Source organism: Streptomyces sp. WG5, assembly GCF_049974565.1.
GTDB lineage: Bacteria > Actinomycetota > Actinomycetes > Streptomycetales > Streptomycetaceae > Streptomyces.
On sequence record NZ_JBNGGC010000030.1, the window covers coordinates 47,531 to 68,606 of the forward strand.

The 21,076-nt window shown below is 72.9% G+C and carries 14 protein-coding genes and 1 pseudogene; 1 reads left to right on the plus strand and 14 read right to left on the minus strand.

The features are described from left to right. Positions 1 to 76: 76 nt before the first annotated feature. The 8 genes from tmk to bldG form a co-directional block, all read right to left on the minus strand. Complete coding sequence (gene tmk / locus ACP4IX_RS27220) at positions 77 to 3,376, minus strand: dTMP kinase (protein ID WP_426557119.1); 3,300 nt, start codon at positions 3,374 to 3,376, stop codon at positions 77 to 79. A 146-nt stretch (positions 3,377 to 3,522) separates the two neighbouring features. Further along, on the minus strand, positions 3,523 to 6,381 hold the full coding sequence (gene topA / locus ACP4IX_RS27225) for a type I DNA topoisomerase (protein WP_426523891.1): 2,859 nt from the start codon (positions 6,379 to 6,381) through the stop codon (positions 3,523 to 3,525). Between the two features lie 269 nt (positions 6,382 to 6,650). After that, positions 6,651 to 6,848, minus strand: a complete 198-nt coding sequence (locus ACP4IX_RS27230) for a hypothetical protein (RefSeq protein WP_426523933.1) — start codon at positions 6,846 to 6,848, stop codon at positions 6,651 to 6,653. A 168-nt stretch (positions 6,849 to 7,016) separates the two neighbouring features. After that, positions 7,017 to 8,585 (minus strand): DUF7059 domain-containing protein, encoded by a 1,569-nt coding sequence (locus tag ACP4IX_RS27235; protein WP_426557122.1) that lies wholly within the window; start codon positions 8,583 to 8,585, stop codon positions 7,017 to 7,019. A gap of 151 nt (positions 8,586 to 8,736) precedes the next feature. Next, complete coding sequence (locus ACP4IX_RS27240; protein WP_426557124.1) at positions 8,737 to 9,330, minus strand: small secreted protein; 594 nt, start codon at positions 9,328 to 9,330, stop codon at positions 8,737 to 8,739. 206 nt (positions 9,331 to 9,536) lie between these two features. Next, positions 9,537 to 11,942 (minus strand): sodium-translocating pyrophosphatase, encoded by a 2,406-nt coding sequence (locus tag ACP4IX_RS27245; protein ID WP_426523894.1) that lies wholly within the window; start codon positions 11,940 to 11,942, stop codon positions 9,537 to 9,539. Between the two features lie 522 nt (positions 11,943 to 12,464). Next, on the minus strand, positions 12,465 to 12,893 hold the full coding sequence (locus ACP4IX_RS27250; protein WP_426523895.1) for an ATP-binding protein: 429 nt from the start codon (positions 12,891 to 12,893) through the stop codon (positions 12,465 to 12,467). Between the two features lie 107 nt (positions 12,894 to 13,000). Next, on the minus strand, positions 13,001 to 13,342 hold the full coding sequence (gene bldG, locus ACP4IX_RS27255) for an anti-sigma factor antagonist BldG (protein WP_003975386.1): 342 nt from the start codon (positions 13,340 to 13,342) through the stop codon (positions 13,001 to 13,003). An 82-nt stretch (positions 13,343 to 13,424) separates the two neighbouring features. Between bldG and ACP4IX_RS27260 the strand changes: the two genes are divergently transcribed. After that, a complete protein-coding gene (locus ACP4IX_RS27260) occupies positions 13,425 to 15,962 on the plus strand; it encodes a DEAD/DEAH box helicase (protein WP_426523896.1) in 2,538 nt (845 codons plus the stop codon). A gap of 64 nt (positions 15,963 to 16,026) precedes the next feature. On the opposite strand, the pseudogene ACP4IX_RS27265 reads toward ACP4IX_RS27260, so the two are convergent. The 6 genes and pseudogenes from ACP4IX_RS27265 to ACP4IX_RS27290 form a co-directional block, all read right to left on the minus strand. Further along, positions 16,027 to 16,449, minus strand: a pseudogene (locus ACP4IX_RS27265) (Rv3654c family TadE-like protein); the annotation flags it as partial. Between the two features lie 365 nt (positions 16,450 to 16,814). Next, complete coding sequence (locus tag ACP4IX_RS27270) at positions 16,815 to 17,147, minus strand: TadE family type IV pilus minor pilin (protein WP_426523898.1); 333 nt, start codon at positions 17,145 to 17,147, stop codon at positions 16,815 to 16,817. A 94-nt stretch (positions 17,148 to 17,241) separates the two neighbouring features. Continuing rightward, entirely contained in the window at positions 17,242 to 17,454 is a 213-nt protein-coding gene (locus ACP4IX_RS27275) for a DUF4244 domain-containing protein (RefSeq protein WP_426523899.1), read from the minus strand. A gap of 116 nt (positions 17,455 to 17,570) precedes the next feature. Beyond that, positions 17,571 to 18,374, minus strand: coding sequence for a type II secretion system F family protein (locus ACP4IX_RS27280; protein ID WP_426523900.1), 804 nt, complete (start codon positions 18,372 to 18,374; stop codon positions 17,571 to 17,573). After that, positions 18,371 to 19,246: a type II secretion system F family protein gene (locus ACP4IX_RS27285; RefSeq protein WP_426523901.1), complete on the minus strand. Its 876-nt coding sequence runs from the start codon at positions 19,244 to 19,246 to the stop codon at positions 18,371 to 18,373. Before ACP4IX_RS27285 ends, ACP4IX_RS27280 begins: the two co-directional genes overlap by 4 nt. Continuing rightward, on the minus strand, positions 19,243 to 20,412 hold the full coding sequence (locus ACP4IX_RS27290; protein ID WP_426523902.1) for a TadA family conjugal transfer-associated ATPase: 1,170 nt from the start codon (positions 20,410 to 20,412) through the stop codon (positions 19,243 to 19,245). Before ACP4IX_RS27290 ends, ACP4IX_RS27285 begins: the two co-directional genes overlap by 4 nt. Positions 20,413 to 21,076: the final 664 nt, after the last annotated feature.

The window sequence follows — 21,076 nt, forward strand, 5'->3', positions numbered from 1 at the left end:
ATTGTGCGGGGCGGCACCGACAACGAGGCGGGACGCCTGAACGTACGAGCCGGAACGCCTGGGACAGGGGCCCCGCTCAGCGCCTGCCCCGGCCCCTGCCCCTGCCCCGGCGGCCACCGTCGCCACCGCCGCCGTCTCGGCCGTCGCCCCGGCCGTCTCCCCCGCCGTCGTGCGGGCCGAGCAGCTCGTCCGCCAGCGTCGGCAGGTCGTCCAGCGGTGTCTCCTCGGCCCAGTCCGAGCGTCGCCTGCGGGGCGGCGCCTGGTTCGGGTCGATCCGGGGCAGCTCCCGCGTACGGTCCTCCTGGGTCTGTCCGGGCCGGTCGGAGCGAGCGGCCGGGCCGTCCTCGCGGAAGTAGCCCGGTGGCACCCGGTCGGCTGGGTCTTCCTCGCGTACGGCGGGCAGCACCGCCGTCTCGTCGGCGGCCCTCGGATCCACCGCCGGCAGCACCGCCGTCTCGTCCGCCGCACCGGGCGGCACCGGCGGCATGGGCAGCTCGGCCGTCACTTCGGACTCGGACACTTCGGACTCGGACACGTCGGACTCGGACACGTCGGACTCGGACTGGGGCCCAGGCTCGGAGACAGCCGGCTCCCGCACCGGCCGCAGTACCGCCGTGTCCTCCACCGGCCCGCCGGAGACGTCCGTCGGGGTCACGACCGGGGTCGGCACGGTCATCGCGTCCGAGGGGTCCGGGACGGCCGGAGCGACCGGCGCCGGGCGGGGCGCGGCCGCCGCGGGAGGTGCCGTCGGCTTCGGACCCGCCGCCGCCGCTGCCGCCGCCTGCTCCGCCGCCCGGCGTGCCTCCTCGGCCCGCATCAGGGCCTCCTCGGCCTTGCGCTGCTTCTCCAGGCGCCGGGCCTCGGCCTCGGCCCGCAGTCGCGCCTCCTCCTCGGCCTGCTTGCGGCGCCGCTCCTCCTCGGCCCGCAGCCGCGCCTCCTCCTCGGCCCGTGCCTTCTCCTCGGCCAGGAGCCGCGCCCGCTCCTCCTCGGCCTTCCGGCGTGCTTCCTCGGCCCGCTGCCGGGCCTCCTCCGCCTGCCGTTCGGCCTCGCGCCGCTGCGCCTCCTCCAGCTCGCGCCGCTTGCGCTCCTCCTCCTCGGCGCGCAGCCGTTCCAGCTGTTCGAGGCGCTCGCGCTCCAGGCGCTCCTCCTCGGCCTTGCGCGCGGCCTCCTCCTCGGCCTTGCGGCGCGCTTCCTCCTCGGCCTTGCGGCGTGCCTCCTCCTGGGCCTTGATCTCGGCCTCGGACAGCGGCAGCACCTGGTCGAGCCGGTGGCGTACGACGGTGGTGACGGCCTCGGGCTCCTGGCCCGCGTCGACGACGAGGTAGCGCCCGGGGTCGGCAGCGGCGAGGGTCAGGAATCCGGAGCGCACGCGCGCGTGGAACTCGGCGGGCTCCGACTCCAGCCGGTCCGGTGCCTCGGTGAACCGCTCGCGCGCGGTCTCCGGCGGGACGTCCAGCAGGACCGTCAGGTGCGGTACGAGCCCGTGGGTCGCCCAGCGGTTGATGCGGGCGATCTCGGTCGGCGACAGATCGCGGCCGGCGCCCTGGTAGGCCACCGAGGAGTCGATGTACCGGTCGGAGATGACCACGGCGCCGCGCTCCAGCGCGGGCCGGACGACGGTGTCGACGTGCTCCGCGCGGTCGGCGGCGTACAGCAGTGCCTCCGCGCGGTGCGACAGACCGGCGCTCGACACGTCCAGCAGGATGGACCGCAGGCGCTTGCCCACCGGCGTCGCCCCCGGCTCGCGCGTCAGCACGACTTCGTGCCCCTTGCCCCTGATCCACTCGGCGAGGGCCTCGGCCTGGGTGGACTTCCCGGCGCCGTCGCCGCCCTCCAGGGCGATGAAGAAACCGTTCGCCACGGGTGTCGGCGCCGGGTCGTCGCCGCCGAGCAGCGCGTCCCGCAGGTCGTGCCGCAGGGGCACGCCGGAGCGGTCGTCGACCTTGGCCAGCACCAGCGCGGCCAGCGGCAGCAGCAGCGCGCCCGCCAGCATCAGGATGAACGCGGCGCCGCCGTGCGCGAAGACGAACCTGCCGTTCTCCAGCCGGTGCGGTCCGATGAACGCCGCCATCACGGGCGCGACGACCGCGCCGAGTGCCACGTACACGCGGACGACGGCGTGCAGGTGCTCGGTCGTCCGCGTGCGGCGGGCGTCCTCGCTCTCCTGGTCGAGCAGCGTGTGCCCGGTGTTGGCGGTCACGCCCGCGCCGACGCCGGCCAGGGCGAGGAGCAGCAGCACGGTGGTGTCGTCGGGGACGAGCCCGGCGGCCAGCAGGGCGACGCCGGCGAAGGCGATCGCCAGGGCCAGCAGCCGTCGGCGCGACAGGGACGGCAGCAGGGCGGGGGCCGTGCGGATGCCGACGACGACTCCGCCGGTCAGCGCGCCCACCATCAGCCCGTACAGCACGGGGCCGCCGCCCAGGTCCTTGGCGTGCAGCACCGCCACGGCGACCGCGGCGGACACCACGGCGGCGACCGCCGCGCAGGCGAGCACCAGCAGGGGGAGGACTCCGGTGCGGCCCTTGTCGACGCCGGTGCCGCTCCTGGGGCGGCGCATGCCCTCCAGCGGCGACCGCGCGCGGGGGGTGCGGACGCCGGGCAGTTCCAGGAAGGCCACCAGGGACAGGGACGCGGCGAACAGCCCGGCCGCGACGTACGAGCCGAGCGCCGCCTGGTGCTCGGCGAACCAGTCGATGCCGGCACCCAGCAGGTTGTTCAGCAGTCCCGCGACGACCAGCACGGCGCCGGCCAGGGGGATCGCCACGAAGCCCGTACGCAGCGACAGGCGGCGCAGCGCGTCCATGTGGTCGGGCAGCGGTCGTACCGTCGCGCCCTCCGGCGGCGGCGCGGGCAGCAGCGCGGGGGCCGCGCTCTCCCGGCACACCGTCCAGAAGCGCTCGGCGACGCCGGTGACGAAGGCGGTCACCAGGAGGACGGCGAGCGCGTCGTCCGGCGTCCAGTCGATCCACAGCGGAGCGACGATCAGCAGCGCGGCCCGCAGCCCGTCGGCGCCGACCATGGTCCAGCGCCGGTCGAGCGGGCCGTCCTGCGAGGTGAGCGAGGTGAGGGGCCCGAGCAGGACGGCGCCGAAGAGCAGCGTCGCCAGGATGCGTACGCCGAAAACGGTCGCCACTGCGAACGCCACGCCCCGGTAGCCCCCGCCGAACGAGCCCGCGCCGATCGCGGCCTGGACGGCGAGGAGGACCAGCACCAGGAGGGCGAGGATGTCGCCGACACCCCCCACGAGCTGTGCGCTCCACAACCGCCTCAACTGCGGGCGGCGCAGCAGGGCGCGGACGGCGCGCTCGCGGGAGTCCGCGACCAGGGCGTCGTCCGGGGCGGGGTGAGTGGCCGTTGGCTGCTCGGCTCGCGTCATGCGTTCAGCCTATCTGCCGTCGCCGACAGTCCGGTGTGCCCGGCCGGACGTACGCGCGCCCCGGCACCGAGATGGTGCCGGGGCGTTCGTTTCGCGAAGAAGCGCGTGCCGAGCGCAGGGAGCGCCGAGCGGCTCCTGAAGCGGGCTCAGTCCTCCGACACCTTGGAGGCGGTCGCCTTCTTGGTGGCCGTCTTCTTCACCGCGGTCTTGGCCGTCGTCTTGGCCGCGGTCTTCTTCGCGGCTGTGGTCTTGGCGGCCGTGGTCTTCTTGGCCGCGGTCTTCTTCGCCGTCGCCTTCTTGGCCGGGGCCTTCTTCGCGGCGGACTTCTTCGCCGTCTTCTTGGCGGGCCCCTTGGCGCGCTTCTCCGCGAGCAGCTCGTAGCCGCGCTCCGGCGTGATCTCCTCGACGCTGTCGCCGGAGCGCAGGGTCGCGTTGGTCTCGCCGTCGGTGACGTACGGGCCGAAGCGGCCGTCCTTGACCACGACGGGCTTCTCGCTGACCGGGTCGGTGCCCAGCTCCTTCAGCGGCGGCTTGGCCGCGGCCCGGCCACGCTGCTTGGGCTGGGCGTAGATCGCCAGCGCCTCCTCCAGCGTGATCGTGAAGAGCTGCTCCTCGGAGGTGAGGGACCGCGAGTCCGTGCCCTTCTTCAGGTACGGCCCGTAGCGGCCGTTCTGCGCGGTGATCTCGACGCCCTCGGCGTCGGTGCCGACGACGCGGGGCAGCGACATGAGCTTCAGGGCGTCGTCGAGGGTCACCGTGTCCAGCGACATCGTCTTGAACAGCGAGGCGGTACGCGGCTTCACGGCGTTCTTGCCGGTCTTCGGGGTGCCCTCGGGCAGCACCTCGGTGACGTACGGGCCGTAGCGGCCGTCCTTGGCGACGATGGCGTGGCCGGTGGCCGGGTCGGTGCCCAGTTCGAAGTCGCCGCTCGGCTTGGCGAGCAGTTCCTCCGCCAGCTCGACGGACAGCTCGTCCGGCGCCAGGTCCTCGGGGACGTCGGCGCGCTGGTGGTTCTCGGCGTCCTTCTCGCCGCGCTCGACGTACGGGCCGTAGCGGCCGACGCGCAGCACGATGTCGTTGCCGACGGGGAAGGAGGACACCTCGCGGGCGTCGATGGCGCCGAGGTCGGTCACCAGCTCCTTGAGGCCGCCGAGGTGGTCCCCGTCGCCGTTGCCGGCGTCGGCGGCGCCGCCGTTGCCGGCACCGTCGCCCTCGCCGAAGTAGAAGCGCCGCAGCCACGGCACGGCCTGGGCCTCGCCGCGGGCGATGGCGTCGAGGTCGTCCTCCATCTTGGCGGTGAAGTCGTAGTCGACGAGCCGCCCGAAGTGCTTCTCCAGGAGGTTGACCACGGCGAAGGAGAGGAAGGACGGGACGAGGGCCGTGCCCTTCTTGAAGACGTAGCCGCGGTCCAGGATCGTGCCGATGATCGACGCGTACGTCGACGGGCGGCCGATCTCGCGCTCTTCCAGCTCCTTGACCAGCGACGCCTCGGTGTAGCGGGCCGGGGGCTTGGTGGCGTGGCCGTCGACCGTGATCTCCTCGGCCGTCAGCGCGTCGCCCTGGGCGACCTGCGGCAGCCGGCGCTCGCGGTCGTCCAGCTCGGCGTTCGGGTCGTCGGCGCCCTCGACGTAGGCCTTGAGGAAGCCGTGGAAGGTGATCGTCTTGCCGGAGGCGCTGAACTCGACGTCCCGGCCGTCGGAGGCGGTGCCGCCGATCTTCACGGTGACGCTGTTGCCGGTCGCGTCCTTCATCTGGGAGGCGACGGTCCGCTTCCAGATGAGCTCATAGAGCCTGAACTGGTCGCCGGTCAGACCGGTCTCGGCGGGCGTGCGGAAGCGGTCGCCCGAGGGGCGGATCGCCTCGTGCGCCTCCTGCGCGTTCTTGACCTTGCCGGCGTACGTCCGCGGCTGGGCGGGGAGGTAGTCGGCGCCGTACAGCTGCGTGACCTGGGCGCGGGCGGCGGTGACCGCCGTGTCGCTCAGGGTCGTCGAGTCCGTACGCATGTAGGTGATGTAGCCGTTCTCGTACAGCTTCTGGGCGATCTGCATGGTCGCCTTGGCGCCGAAGCCGAGCTTGCGGCTCGCCTCCTGCTGGAGCGTCGTCGTACGGAACGGGGCGTACGGCGAGCGGCGGTACGGCTTGGACTCGACGGAGCGGACCGCGAAGCGGGTGTTCTCCAGGGCGGCGGCGAGCCCGCGGGCGTTCGCCTCGTCGAGGTGGAGGGTGTTCGCGCTCTTGATCTGCCCCAGCGAGTCGAAGTCGCGGCCCTGGGCGATCCGCCGGCCGTCGACGGTCTGCAGGCGGGCGACCAGCGACGACGGGTCCGACGCGTCACCGGCCCGGCCGGTCGCGAAGGTGCCCGTCAGGTCCCAGTACTCGGCGGAACGGAACGCCATGCGCTCGCGCTCCCGCTCGACGACGAGCCGCGTGGCGACGGACTGCACACGGCCGGCCGACAGCTTCGGCATGACCTTCTTCCAGAGGACCGGCGACACCTCGTAGCCGTAGAGGCGGTCGAGGATGCGGCGGGTCTCCTGGGCGTCGACGAGCTTCTGGTTGAGCTCGCGCGGGTTGGCGACGGCGGCCCGGATCGCGTCCTTGGTGATCTCGTGGAACACCATGCGCTTCACGGGGATCTTCGGCTTGAGGACTTCCTGCAGGTGCCAGGCGATGGCCTCGCCCTCGCGGTCCTCATCGGTGGCGAGGAAGAGTTCGTCGGAGTCCTTCAGCAGGTCCTTGAGCTTCCTGACCTGCGCCTTCTTGTCAGCGTTGACCACATAGATCGGCTGGAAGTCGTGTTCGACGTCGACACCGAGGCGGCGGACCTCACCGGTGTACTTCTCGGGCACCTCCGCGGCGCCGCTGGGAAGGTCGCGAATGTGCCCGACGCTCGCCTCGACGACGTAGCCAGGGCCGAGATAGCCCTTGATCGTCTTCGCCTTGGCAGGCGACTCGACGATGACGAGTCGGCGGCCGCCCTTCGCGGTCTCGCTGGTCGGGGACAACTTCGCTCTTCTCTCCGGTCGACGCTGGGCCTCCCCAGGCCGTGGTCCCGGGGTCGGGGTGTGCTGCATTTCGGTCGTGACGCTGCGGAGTGTGACGGTACCTCCCGCCCCCGTGTCAAACGGGAAAAGCCCGCAACGGCCACTCGAACGGTAACCCGACGAACCCCGTTCCTGCCGCCCGGAGTGTTTACCTGCCCTGATGTGCGCATCCGGAGCGCGATCCCCCGATCAGTCGGGCGGGGGTGCGACCGGGGGCCGGAACCGGCCTCTCACACGTGCGTCAGGCACCATGCCCCGAGAGCGAGGGCGACCACCCCGGCGACGCTCGCCACGGTCGCCGATGCGACGGGGCTCACACCGTGCGCGACGGGCCGGCCGTGCCGGACCCGCGTCGCGGTCCACACCAGCAGACCGGCCCCGAACAGGGCGAACACCATTCCAGCGAAGATCGCCGGCCCGCTCTCCATGGTCCCCGTGCCCCTTTTCTCCAGCTTGCGCGTGTCCAGCCCCCGGGAGGCTGTCACGCGACGGCAGCGGGCAGGCGAACCCGAGGTGAACGGGGAACCGACGGCTCGGCGGTCCCCCGCCCGTGGCTCGTTCCCGTACGGCGTCGGCGGTGATCGCGGGCCCCGTCTCTACGCCGGTTCGAGGAATCCCTGCTCCACCAGCAGCCGGATCTGCGCGGGCGTGCGGTCGCGCAGCGCCACCGGGTCCTCGCCCACCAGCTGGGCGATGGCGTCCAGGATGCGGCCCGCGCTCATGGTGCCGTCGCAGACGCCCGCGAAACCGGCGCCGACGGTGTCGACCCGGGTGGCCCGCCGCATCCCGCGGTTCTGACGCAGGACGACGTGCTCCGGGTCCTCGGCGCCGGGCAAGCCGACCTGCTCCTGGACGACCTCGCCGGCCAGCGTGAAATGGGCTTCGAGCAGGGCCGCGTCGTCGTGTGCGCGCAGGTAGTCGACACGGTCGAAGTACGCGCGCACGGTCTCGCCGAGCGGCTGCTCGATCGGGTGCGGCCATTCCTCGACCACGACGGAGGGCTCGGCGGCCGCGGTCCGGCGCAACGTGATCCAGCCGAAGCCGACGGCCCTGACCTTGCGCGCCTCGAACTCGTCCAGCCAGGCGTCGTAGCGCGCCTGGTAATCGGCCGCGTCGCCCCGGTGGTCGCCCGCGTCCCGCAGCCACAGCTCTGCGTACTGCGTGATGTCCTGCACCTCGCGCTGCACGATCCAGGCGTCGCAGCCGCGCGGCACCCAGGAGCGCAGCCGGTCCGTCCAGTCCTCCCCCTCCACGTGCTGCCAATTGGCGAGGAAGTGCGCGAACCCGCCCTCGTTCAGGCGCTCCCCCGTCTGCTGAACGAGCGAGCGGCACAGATCGTCCCCGCCCATCCCGCCGTCGCGGTAGGTGAGGCGGGCTCCCGGCGAGATCACGAACGGCGGATTGGAGACGATCAGGTCGTACGTCTCGTCGTCGTGGACCGGCTCGTAGAGGGATCCCTCGCGCAGCTCGGCGGCCGGGGCACCGGACAGGGCGAGCGTGAGCGCGGTGATGTGCAGCGCGCGCGGGTTGACGTCGGTCGCCGTCACGCGCGTGGCGTGCGCGGCGGCGTGCAGGGCCTGGATGCCGGAGCCGGTACCGAGGTCCAGGGCCGCGGAGACGGGCGTACGGACGGTGAGGCCGGCGAGGGTCATGGAGGCGCCTCCCACACCGAGGACGACGCCCTGGGCGTGACTGCCGGTACCGCCCGCCCGGCGCGCGCCGTCGCCCCTCCCCGGAGCACCGACGCGCACCCCTCCCGCTCCGCCGACCGCGCAGCCCAGGTCGGAGACGATGAACCAGTCCTCGCCCCCGGGTCCTCCGTACGGCCGTACGTCCACGGTGGCCGCCACCTCGTCGTCACCCGCGCGGACGAGCCATCCGCTCTCCAGGCACGCGTCGACGGGCAGCACCTCCCCCACGCGCGCGTGGAGGACGGGTTGCTGGAGCAGGAACAGCCGTACGAGCAGTTCCAGCGGCGTGTCGCCGCGGGTGGCCCGGAGCGCGGGCACGGTCTCGCTGCGCGACAGCGCCGCGTAGGCGGGGGCGCCGAGCAGCTCCAGCAGTCCGTCGGCGGTGAAGGAGGCTCCGAGCAGGGCGTCCCGCAACCGGGCGGTGACGTCGAGGCGGTCGGCGGAGGGCAGGGGGGACAGGCTGGCGTTACTCACTCCCCCATTGTGGCCCGGAGTCCCGCGCCTCGCTGGAGCCCTGCGCCCGCATCTCGCCGCGTCCTGCGCCCGCACATCGCCGCGGTCCTGCGCCCGCATCCCGCCGGGGCCTTGCGGCCCGCGCCCCGCCCCGGGTCCGTGCGGCGGGAGGTCAGCCGGCCGCGGCCGACGGCGTCACCGAGGCCGACCTGCAGCTGGCCTGCTTGGCCATCGCCTGGCCGACGTCGCCCTCCTCGAGGGTCTTCAGCGCGTCGCTGCCGCTCTTGCTGAGCTTGTTCAGTTCGGTGGCGATGTCCTTGAGGCCATCGGCGAACTTCGCCTGGTCCTTGGTGTCGAGGGCCTCCACCTGCTTCCTCAGGGAGGCGTACGACGAGGAGAGGCCGTTGAGCTCGGCGACCGCGTCCTTCTGCTTCTTCTCGCCGTCCTCGACGTCCGGCGCCCCGGCCTTCTGGACGGCGCCGCCCATCGCCTTGTAGGCGTCGGACATGTCCTGGAACGCCTTGGCGTCGGTCTTCTGGACCTCGTCCGGCGTGCTGTTGTCCGAGGTCTCCTTCTGGATCGCCGCGTTGGCCGCCTCGATCTTCTTGGCCTGCGGCTGCACCCCGTCGCAGACCTCCTTCGCCCAGGAGTCCAGCTTGTCGTTGTCGTCGCTGCTGCTGCTGCATCCCGTCAGCGCCAGTACCAGTACCGCACCGCCGGACAGTGCGGCCGCGAGCTTCTTGTTCACCGGATTGGTCCCTTCCATGGCTCTCGGCCCCGGAACATACACGCCGGACGGGGGACCTCCGCAGGACTAACATCCGTTAAGACCGTATTGCAGCCATTTGCATCAAGAGAGAGAAGGCTCACGGTGGAGGGCGCACACGCGCACGACGCGGGCGTACGACGCGTCAATACGCGGCGTACGCCCGCCATTTGCCCTGCTCCTCCGGGAAGGCTCCCGGCCGGGATCTACGAAACCACCGCCGGGTCGGCCGACTTGGGCTCCTGATCGGCGTCGCCCCCGTCGCCCATGGCGATTCCACGCCGCTTGGAGGCGTAGACCGCCGCGGCGATGACGACGAACGCGACGACGGCGATCCCCACCCGTACGCCGATGCTCTTGTCGGCGCCGTAGGAGAACTTGATGACCGCCGGAGCGATGAGCAGCGCCACCAGGTTCATGACCTTCAGCAGGGGGTTGATCGCCGGGCCGGCGGTGTCCTTGAAGGGGTCGCCGACCGTGTCGCCGATGACGGTGGCGGCGTGGGCCTCACCGCCCTTGCCGCCGTGGTGACCGTCCTCGACGAGCTTCTTGGCGTTGTCCCAGGCACCACCGGAGTTGGCGAGGAACACCGCCATCAGCGTGCCCGCGCCGATCGCGCCCGCCAGGAAGGCACCGAGCGCGCCCACGCCGAGCGTGAACCCGATGAAGATGGGCGCCATCACGGCGAGCAGCCCGGGCGTGGCGAGTTCGCGCAGGGCGTCCCTGGTGCAGATGTCGACGACCTTGCCGTACTCGGGTTTCTCGCTGTAGTCCATGATTCCGGGCCGCTCCCGGAACTGCCGCCGCACCTCGAAGACCACGGCGCCCGCCGACCGCGACACCGCGTTGATCGCCAGCCCCGAGAAGAGGAAGACGACCGCCGCGCCCGCGATGAGCCCGACCAGGTTGTTGGGTTGCGAGATGTCCATCATCAGGCTCATCGGCGCGCCCTCGCCGCTGAGTTTCTCGCCGACGTCCGCCGCGCCGGTGGTGATGGCGTCGCGGTACGACCCGAAGAGGGCCGCGGCGGCGAGTACGGCGGTGGCGATGGCGATGCCCTTGGTGATGGCCTTGGTGGTGTTGCCGACGGCGTCCAGGTCGGTGAGGACCTGGGCGCCGGCGCCCTCGACGTCGCCGGACATCTCGGCGATGCCCTGCGCGTTGTCGGAGACCGGGCCGAAGGTGTCCATGGCGACGATGACACCGACCGTGGTGAGCAGGCCGGTGCCGGCCAGTGCCACGGCGAACAGCGCCAGCATGATGGACGTACCGCCGAGCAGGAACGCCCCGTAGACGCCGAGGCCGATCAAGAGGGCGGTGTAGACGGCGGATTCGAGACCGATCGAGATGCCGGCGAGGACGACGGTGGCGGGGCCGGTGAGGGAGGACTTGCCGATGTCCTTGACGGGGCGTCGGGTGGTCTCGGTGAAGTAGCCGGTGAGTTGCTGGATCAGGGCGGCGAGCACGATGCCGATGGCCACCGCGACGAGTGCGAGGATCCGCGGGTCGCCGTCCCGGCCCGCGATCGCCGCGTCGGTGACGCCGTCCAGGTCGGAGTACTTTCCGGGCAGGTAGACGAAGACGGCCAACGCCACCAGCACCAGGGAGATCACCGCGGAGATGAAGAAGCCCCGGTTGATCGCGCTCATGCCGCTGCGGTCGGACCGTCGGGGTGCCACCGCGAAGATGCCGATCATGGCCGTGACCACGCCGATCGCCGGCACCAGCAGCGGGAACGCCAGTCCCGCGTCGCCGAACGCCACCTTGCCGAGGATCAGCGCGGCCACCAGGGTCACGGCGTACGACTCGAAGAGGTCGGCCGCCATGCCCGCGCAGTCGCCGACGTTGTCGCCCACGTTGTCGGCGATGGTCGCGGCATTGCGCGGATCGTCCTCCGGAATGCCCTGCTCGACCTTGCCGACCAGGTCGGCGCCGACGTCGGCGGCCTTGGTGAAGATGCCACCGCCGACGCGCATGAACATCGCGATCAGCGCGGCGCCGAGGCCGAAGCCCTCCAGGACCTTCGGGGCGTCGGCCGCGTACACCAGCACTACGCAGCAGGCGCCCAGCAGGCCGAGTCCCACCGTGAACATGCCGACCACGCCGCCCGTACGAAAAGCGATCTTCGTTGCTTTGTGCGAGACGAGGGTGAGGTCTTTTTGCGGTTCCCCGGGAGCGGGTGTCGCCTCCCGCGCCGCCGCGGCGACGCGTACGTTGCTGCGCACCGCGAGCCACATGCCGATATAACCGGTGGCCGCCGAGAACGCCGCGCCGATCAGAAAGAAGATCGATCGTCCGGCCCGCTGATTCCAGTCGTCCGCAGGCAGCAGCATGAGCAGAAAGAACACGACGACGGCGAATACGCCGAGCGTGCGGAGCTGCCGGGCCAGGTAGGCGTTCGCGCCTTCCTGGACGGCCGCCGCGATCTTCTTCATGCTGTCGGTTCCCTCGCCCGCCGCGAGCACCTGGCGCACCAGGACGCCCGCGAGCACCAGCGCGGCCAGCGCGACGACCGCGATCACCGCGACCAGGGCACGGTTCGAATCGGTCAGGACGGCGGCTGCGACGGTCGAGGTGTCACCCAGCTGATGAGGGGTGGAAAGCTCCGCCATTCGTCCTCCTTGACGCTTGGACTGAGCTCAAGATGTGGACGGGATTGTAGGTACCGGAACCTGATCAAAACAGTGCACGACAAAAGGAATTGACCTGTCAACCCGAAGGGCCCAGAAGTAGTAATGCCCTTCCGGCATTAGTGGCGATCACCTGGCGTTCGCATTGCCCGTGATCCGTTTTCTTGCACGATCGATCGTGAATGAATTCACTTAACGTCCGTACGGCACCACTGTATGCGTGGGCCTCGCCTTCCGCACATGACGAAGGGCCCTACGAGGCAGGGCCCTTCGAGTGACGTGCGGGTGACTTGCGCGAGGCCCGGTGAGGCCCGGGGTGGGCGCTCCCGGGTGACCGTGGCGGGGGGCCCAGGGCGGCGGGTCCCGGGCCGGTGTCCCGGGCGGGGGGCCTGGGGCGGGGTTCCGGGTGACCGGGGCAGGTGGCCCCAGGGCTGGGGCTGATGGCCCGGAGCCCAGGGGGGTGGGGTGGTCGGAGTCCCGGGAGCCCGGGGGCCCAGGCGGGTGTCAGACCGGCGGCAGTATCGCCGGTGCGGTCGGCCAGGTCATGCGGATCAGTCCGCCGTTCTCGCCGGCCGTGACCTCCACGTCGTCGACGAGTCCGCTGATGACAGCGAGACCCATTTCGTCCTCCTCGGCCTCCGCGTCGTCGACGGGGCCCGGGTTTCCGGCCCCGGGAACCGCGTGCGGCGCCTCGTCGCCGACCTCGATGGAGAACTGCTTCTCCTCCTCGATCAGCGACACCGTGACCGGCGCGGTGATGCCGACGTGCTGATGCAGCCCCACGGCTCGGCTGCAGGCCTCGCCGACGGCGAGCCTGACCTCGTCGAGGACGGCCTCGTCCACTCCGGCCCTGCGTGCCACCGCCGCCGCCACCAGACGAGCGGTGCGGACATGCTCGGGCAGCGCGCTGAAGCGGAGTTCGACGGTGGCCATGCATCCCCCTCGGAACTACGGGCGTGCTTTCGGAGGTCCGGGCCGCCGACGGCCCGGACCTCCCTTGTACTGCTGCGATCCCGGGCCCAGGGGCCCGGGGCCGGTCGTCAGTCGGTGGCCGCCACCGCTTCCTCGACCGAGGTGTGAATGGGGAACACCTTGGTGAGGCCGGTGATACGGAAGATCTTGAGAATGCGCTCCTGGTTGCAGACCAGGCGCAGCGAACCCTCATGGGCACGCACACGCTTCAGTCCGCCGACCAGCACGCCGAGCCCGGTGGAGTCGAGGAAGTCCACGCCCTCCATGTCGACGACGAGGTGGAAACTCCCGTCGTTCACGAGCTCGACCAGCTGCTCTCGCAGCTTGGGCGCGGTGTATACGTCAATTTCGCCACCGACCTCGACGACCGTACGATCGCCGACGGTACGGGTCGACAGGGACAGGTCCACGGATCCTCCAGCACCTTGCTATCGAGCGGTCGTCCCTCGGGACACCTCGGCTTGAAGCCCCCAGGACGGTTCGCCAGCCGCGATGGCATTCAATCACTTACCGGCAGGCGTGCACGACGCCTTGGTCCCATTGTCCGTCACGCCAGTGACAGACTCGGTGCCGATGGCCAAGAATCACCGACCCGATCGACCCCCGGCGGAGCCCGGCTCCCGGCCGGATCCGGGCATGCTCCTGGACCGGCTCGCCGCGGGACCGAGCCGGGCTGCGCGCATCACTCATACGGAGCACTTGCCCCCGCGTGCGGGTCGTCATGCCGCCTGGCCGGACCGGATTCGGCCGGAGGTCGTCACGGCGGTACGGGCCGCGGGCATCGAACATCCCTGGGCCCACCAGGCACGCGTGGCCGAGCACGCCCTGGACGGCGACTCGGTGGTCGTCGCCACCGGCACCGCGTCCGGCAAGTCCCTGGCGTACCTGGTGCCGGTGCTGTCGACGCTCCTGGACGGATCGGAGGCCCCCAACGGGCGTGGCGCCACCGCCCTCTACCTGGCACCGACCAAGGCGCTGGCCGCCGACCAGTGCCGGTCGGTGAAGGAACTTTCACAACCTCTCGGCACATCTGTGCGAACCGCGGTGTACGACGGCGACACGCCGTTCGAGGAACGCGAGTGGATCCGCCAGTACGGCACCTACGTACTGACCAACCCGGACATGCTGCACCGCGGCATCCTGCCGTCCCATCCCCGTTGGTCCGCCTTCCTGAAGTCGCTGAAGTACGTCGTGATCGACGAGTGCCACACCTACCGGGGCGTCTTCGGGTCCCATGTGGCCCAGGTGCTGCGGAGGCTGCGCCGACTGTGTACGCGCTACGGCGCGTCGCCCGTGTTCCTGCTCGCCTCCGCCACCTCCGCCGAGCCCTCTGTCGCGGCCCGGCGGCTCACCGGACTGCCGGTGGTCGAGGTCGCCGACGACGCCTCACCGCGCGGTGAACTGGTGTTCGCCCTCTGGGAGCCACCGCTGACCGACCTGGCGGGCGAGAAGGGCGCGCCGGTCCGCCGCACGGCCACCGCCGAGGCCGCCGACCTGCTCACCGACCTCACCGTGCAGGGCATGCGTTCGATCACCTTCGTCCGGTCCCGGCGCGGCGCCGAGTTGATCTCGGTGATCGCCCAGGAACGCCTGGCCGAGGTCGACCGCTCGCTGGCCCGGCGCGTGGCGGCGTACCGCGGCGGCTACCTCCCCGAGGAGCGCCGCGCCCTGGAACGCGCCCTGCACTCCGGTGACCTCCTCGGCCTCGCGGCGACGAACGCCCTCGAACTCGGCCTCGACATCTCCGGCCTGGACGCCGTGGTGATCGCCGGCTACCCGGGCACTCGGGCCTCCCTGTGGCAGCAGGCGGGCCGGGCGGGACGGTCCGGGCAGGGGGCCCTCGCGGTGCTGGTCGCCCGCGACGATCCGCTGGACACCTTCCTCGTCCACCACCCCGAAGCCCTGTTCGACCAGCCCGTGGAGTCCACGGTCCTCGACCCCGACAACCCCTACGTGCTCGCCCCCCACCTGTGCGCGGCGGCGGCCGAGCTGCCCCTGACCGACGAGGACCTGACGCTGTTCGGCCCCGCCTGCGAGGAGCTGCTCCCCCAGTTGGAGGAAGCCCGGCTGCTGCGCCGCCGGACCCGGGCCTGGCACTGGACGCGCCGGGAGAGAGCCGCCGACCTGACCGACATCCGCGGGGAGGGCGGACGTCCGGTCCAGGTCGTCGAGGCCGGGACGGGCCGGCTGCTGGGCACGGTGGACGCCGGCGCCGCCCACACGACGGTCCACGAGGGCGCCGTCCACCTCCACCAGGGCCGCACGTATCTCGTCCGCTCCCTGGACCTGGAGGACTCCGTCGCGCTGGTCGAGCAGGCCACCCCGTCGTACTCCACGGTCGCCCGCGACACAACGGCGATCTCGGTCCTCGAGACCGACACCGAGGTTCCCTGGGCCGACGGACGCCTGTGCTACGGCTCCGTCGAGGTCACCAACCAGGTGGTCTCCTTCCTGCGTCGGCGCCTCATCACCGGCGAGGTCCTGGGCGAGACCAAACTCGACCTCCCCCCTCGGACGCTGCGCACACGCGCGGTGTGGTGGACGGTCACCGAGGACCAGCTGGACGCGGCCCGGATCAACCCGGAGATCCTCGGCGGGGCCCTGCACGCCGCCGAGCACGCCTCGATCGGCATGCTGCCCCTGTTCGCGACCTGCGACCGCTGGGACATCGGCGGCGTGTCGGTCCCCCTGCACCCGGACACGCTGCTGCCGACGGTCTTCGTGTACGACGGCCACCCGGGCGGCGCCGGTTTCGCCGAGCGCGCCTTCCGCACGGCCCACGACTGGCTCACCGCCACCCGGGAGGCCATCGCCTCCTGCGACTGCGACGCCGGCTGCCCGTCCTGCATCCAGTCCCCCAAGTGCGGCAACGGCAACGAGCCGCTGCACAAGCGGGGCGCCGTACGGCTGCTCACGGTGCTGTTGCGTGGGGCGCCGGAGGGGCCGGGACGGGGTGCGGAGCCGAGGACGGCGCCGGATACGAAGCCGGAGACGGAGACGGGTCCTGCCGCGGGTACGGGGGCGGAGTAGGCGGGAACTCCGCCATGAGCCCCGTCGGCGGGCCCCCGGTCGGCACGGCCCCGGTCGGGACGGTCCCGGTCGGAGCGGCACCGGCCCGGGCGGCATCGGTCGGCGGCACGCCCGTACCCGGGCCTGCCCTCGCCCGGACCTCCGCCGCGAACGGCCCGCGGCCCGAGGCCGCCGTCACGTCCGAGGTCTGCCCAGTGAGCACGCATCGCACCAACCGTGTCCCTTGGGCACGCGCGATCCGGTCCGCCCGGGCACACGCCGCCCTGCCGCCCTCTGCCCAGTGGTCCGCCGCCGCGAGCGCCGCCAGATCGGCACCGCCGGCCGCGCGGTGCCGGACCACGACAGCCTGGCCCAGGGCCAGCACGATGCCGAACACCAGGCACAGGACAGCGATGGCGCCGACGCTCCACACCGTGGCGGACCCCTGGTCGCAGGCGGGGGCGGAGGCGATGCCCGAGCCCTCACCGGGACCGGGGACCGATCCGATGCCGGAACCCGGGTCGATGCCCGAACCCGGGTCGAGGCCCGAACCCGGGTCGAGGCCCGAACCCGGGTCGAGGCCGGAGCCCGAGCCCGAAGCCGAGCCAGGGTCGAGGCCTGCGCCCAAGCCCGCACCTGATCCGGGGCTGGGCCCCGCGGCCGAATCCGAGCCACCGTTGAGGCCGGAGCCCGAGCCCGGGCTGAGGCCCGAGCCCGAGTCTTCTGAGCCGAAGTCGGAGCCTGAGCCAGACCCCGAGCCAGGCACCGAGCCAGGAACAGGCACAGGGGCGGGCTCAGAGGCGGGCTCAGGGCCGGGCTCAGGGCCGGGCCCAGGGTCCTGGGCGGTCGCCGAGCCGAGCGACACATCGTCCCTCATGGCCCCGCCCCCACCGTCTGCTCCACCGAAGCCACGGCCTCCTCCCGTACCTCGAAGGGCAGACCGTGCAAAAACGCCGGTGGCTCGGCCACCACGACCACACGGACGCGGCCCTCCTCCCGCCTGACCGTGACCCGCGCTCCGCGCGGTGCCGCCTGTTCGGTGACCTCGACGACCGCGTCGGCCGGATCCTGCCGGGCCGCCGCACGGGCGCCCGTCCGTGCCGCGTCCACGCACTGGATCTGAGCCGCCACGACAAGCAGCCCGCACACCAGCGCCAGCGCGAACACCACCAGCACCGGCAGCACCACGGCCGTCTCCGCGGTCACGAACCCCCTGTCCGAGCCTCCGCCGAGGCGGTTGCCGGAGCCACTGCCGCAGCCGCTGCCGGTCCCTCGGCGGGATCCCGTCCCCGTTGCCCGCTCACATCCGCGCATCGAGTGCCTGCTTCACGATGCCCTGCAGCTCCGCGCTGACCGCACCGCTCGTCACCACCTTGTAGAGGACCACGGCGAACGCCACCGCCGCGACGATCCCCATCGCGTACTCGGACGTGACCATTCCCGCGTCCCGCCGTGCCGTACGTACCGCTCCGCGCACCCGGGCGCTCAGCCGTGCCCGTACTGCCCGATACACCCGGCACACCTGATACGTCTGATACATCACAACCCCCGTAAGGTCCGTTGTCGTTGCTCGCTCACTCGTTCGTCTCTCACTCGCCCGTGGGCTCGGCGCCCGCACGCTCCGGTCCGTCAGCCACCACCCCCTCCCTCTCCCAGCACGCCGCCCGCAAGGCCGATCACCACCGGCAGCACGCCCACCGCGATGAACGCGGGCAGGAAGCACAGCCCCACCGGAGCGGTGACCATGACGGCCGCCCGGCGGGCCCGGGCCGTCGTGGCGCGAGCCCAGTCGGCACGGGCCTGAGCCGCGAGCCGGGCGACCGGACCGGCCGCGGGCAGGCCGGACACGTCGGCCCGCTCCAGTAGCCGCGCCAGCGGACCGGCGCCCGGAAGCGCGGCCAAGCCGCGCCAGGCACCGCCCGGTTCGCCGCCGAGCCGGACCTCCGCCGCACCGTGCCCCAACGCGTCCCCGACGGGTCCGCCCAGGGCGTCGCCCACCGCCTGGGCCGCCGCCACCGGACCGGCACCAGCCGCGATGCAGGCCGCCAGCAGATCGGCTGCCAGCGGCAGTTGGCGAGCGGCGTCCGCGGCCACGGCCTCCGCCGTTTCCGTCCCGGAGGCCGACCGCCGGGAGCGCCAACGCCACAGCACTGCCGCGCCCACCAGCCCCACCACGGCGCCGGCGACACCCCCGACCAGAGCCCACCCCGCACCCACCGTGCCCACCAGCGGCAGCCCTCCGCGGACGGCGTCCAGCAGCTCGGCACGCCGTGGGGTGGCGCGGGCCGGTTCGGGGGCCAGCAGCCCGGTGAGCCGCCTGCGCACCGTCCGCTCCCGCCGCACGGCTCCCAACCCGCGCGCCAGCCATCCGGCGACCAGCACCGCCCCTGCCCACACCACGGACCAGAGCCCGTGGACCACGTCCCCGTTCACGACACCGACTCCGCTCCACGCACGATCCGCGACACCCACCACACGCCCAGGCCCTCCAGGAACCCGCCGGCCAGCAGGCAGCCCAACCCGGCCCCGGTGTGCAGCAGGACGCGCAACGGGTCGGAACCGAGGGCGACTCCGAGCAGGAGGCCCAGGACCGGCAGGCCGGCGAGTATCACCGCCGTGGCGCGAGCACCCGCCAACTGGGCTCGCAGGTCGGAGCGCTGATCACGTTCGGCGCGCAGTGCGCCCTCCAGCCGGTCGAGCCCGGCCGCGAGACCGGCACCCTGGTCGACGGCGACCCGCCAGCACGCCGCGAGCCCCCGCAGCCCCTCGGCACCCGGTTGCCGCGCCGCCGCCGCGAGCGCTCCAGGGACGTCCCCACCGAACCGGGCCGCCGCCAGCACCGCCGCCTGGGCGTCACCGAGCCCTCCGGAGTCGTGCGCCGCACACAGCAGTGCCTCGCCCGGCTGCCGTCCCGCCCGCACCTCCCCGGCGAGCACCCCGCACAGCGCGATCACCGCGTCCTGCCGGCACTCCCGGGCCCGCCGCGCGCGGCCTGCGAGCCGTGTCCGGCGCAGCACCGGCACCCCGGCCGCACCCGCGACGACCGGCAGCACCGAATTGCCCAGTACCGCCAGCGCCACCCCGACCGTCAACGACCACCACTCGGGCCTCAGCCGGCCGCGGACGCACCGCAGCCTGTCCGTCACCAGGCGCACGGTGGGCGGTCCGGTACCGGCCGTCCCGCCGTCGGCGAGCACCCGTCGCGCACGCCGCGCCCCGGAGTGCCACCCGCTCCCGGCCAGCCACGCCGCCGTCGCCAGACAGACAAGGGCCACACCCGTCGACAGCTCACCCGTCCCCGTCACCTGTACGCCTCCCGTCCGTCGGCGCGCGCCTCGAGACCGCCACCGCGCAGCAGCTCCCGCAATCGGTCCCAACCGCGCTCGGCCACGAAGGCCTCCGTGCCCCACCGCAGCGCGGGCACCGCCCGCACCAGCCCCGCCGGGTCGCGCTCCAGTACGTGCACCTCGGCGATCCGGCGCCGTCCGGTTCGGTCCCGTACCAGGTGCAGGACCACCGAGAGCGCCGCCGCAAGCTGACTGTGCAGGGCCGCCCGATCGAGGCCTGCGGCCGTACCGAGTGCCTCCAGCCGGGCCGGTACGTCGGCAGCGGCGTTGGCGTGCACCGTCCCGCAGCCGCTGTGACCGGTGTTCAGTGCCGCCAGCAAGTGGGCGACTTCGGCGCCGCGCACCTCGCCGACGACGAGCATGTCCGGGCGCATGCGCAGTGCCTGCCGAACCAGGTCCTCCAGGGTGACGAGGCCCGCGGCCTCCTGGTTGGCGGGCCTGGTCTCCAGACGGACCACGTGCGGGTGGTCCGGCCGCAGTTCCGCCGAGTCCTCGGCGAGGACGATGCGTTCGTCCGGCCCGACGAGCCCCAGCAACGCACTCAGCAGCGTCGTCTTTCCGCTGCCGGTACCGCCGCTGACCAGGAAGGACAGCCGTGCTCCCAGCAGCGCGCGCAGGACGCGGTCGCCACCGGGCGGCACGGTGCCCGCCGCCGCCAGTTCGTCGAGCGTGAACGCACGCGGCCGTACCACCCGCAGCGACAGACTCGTGCAACCGACGGAGACCGGTGGCAGTACCGCGTGCAGCCGGGTGCCGTCGGGCAGCCGGGCGTCCACCCACGGCCGGGCGTCGTCGAGCCGGCGCCCGGCGACTGCGGCGAGGCGCTGCGCGAGTCGCCGTACGGCACCGGCGTCCGGGAAGGAAACCGTCGTCAGCTCCAGGCCGCCGCCCCGGTCCACCCAGACCCGGTCCGAGGCGGACACCAGGACGTCGGTCACCGTGGGGTCGGCGAGCAGCGGTTCCAGCGGTCCGCTGCCGACGAGCTCCGACCTCAGTTGCTCGGCGGCACCGAGGATCTCGGCGTCCCCGAGCACCCGCCCCTGCTCCCGAAGGGCCTGCGCCACGCGAGCGGGCGTCGGCTCGGCCCCACTCTCGGCAAGCCATCGCCGGACACCGTCGAGCATCCCGGGAGCGGGGCCCGGGTCTCTCACGGAAGCCGGTGCCGGAGGGCGCCCGTACGCCGGTTCCGGAAGCCGCCCGGACACCAGTGCCGGAAGCCGCCCGGACGCCAGTGCCGGAAGCCGCCCGGACGCCAGTGCCGGAAGCCGCCCGGACGCCAGTGCCGGAGGCCGCCCGGACGCCGGTCCCCGAAGCCGCCCGTAGACAGCCGTCGAAAGCCGCCCCGCGGTCCGCCCCCCGGTCCGCCCCGTAGGCCGCCCACTGGCCGTCGCGGAGGTCGCTCCGGCGGCCGATCCCGAGCGCTCCCCTGGCACGGGTCCCGGGGACCACCCGGAGTCCGGTCCCGAGGGCCAGCCGCAGTCCCGTCCCGGGGCCACCTGGGAAACCGCTCCCGAGCGCCCGCCCGAAACCGGTCCCGAGGAGGGGCTCTCGGTGTCCGGTCCCGAGGCGGACCCCCCGGCGTCCGGTCCCGAGGCGGACCCCCCGGCGTCCGGTCCCGAAGCCACCCGGGAAGCCGATCCGGAGGACGTCCGTGAGGCCCAGCGCGGGGCCACCCGCCCGGTCGGTCCTGCGTCCGTCCCGGGAAGCCGGTGGCTCGGTGTCTGCGCCCCTCCCGCGGTCGGTCCTCCGCATCCTCCGGGAACCCCGCGCGGCAATTGCGCGTCGGCG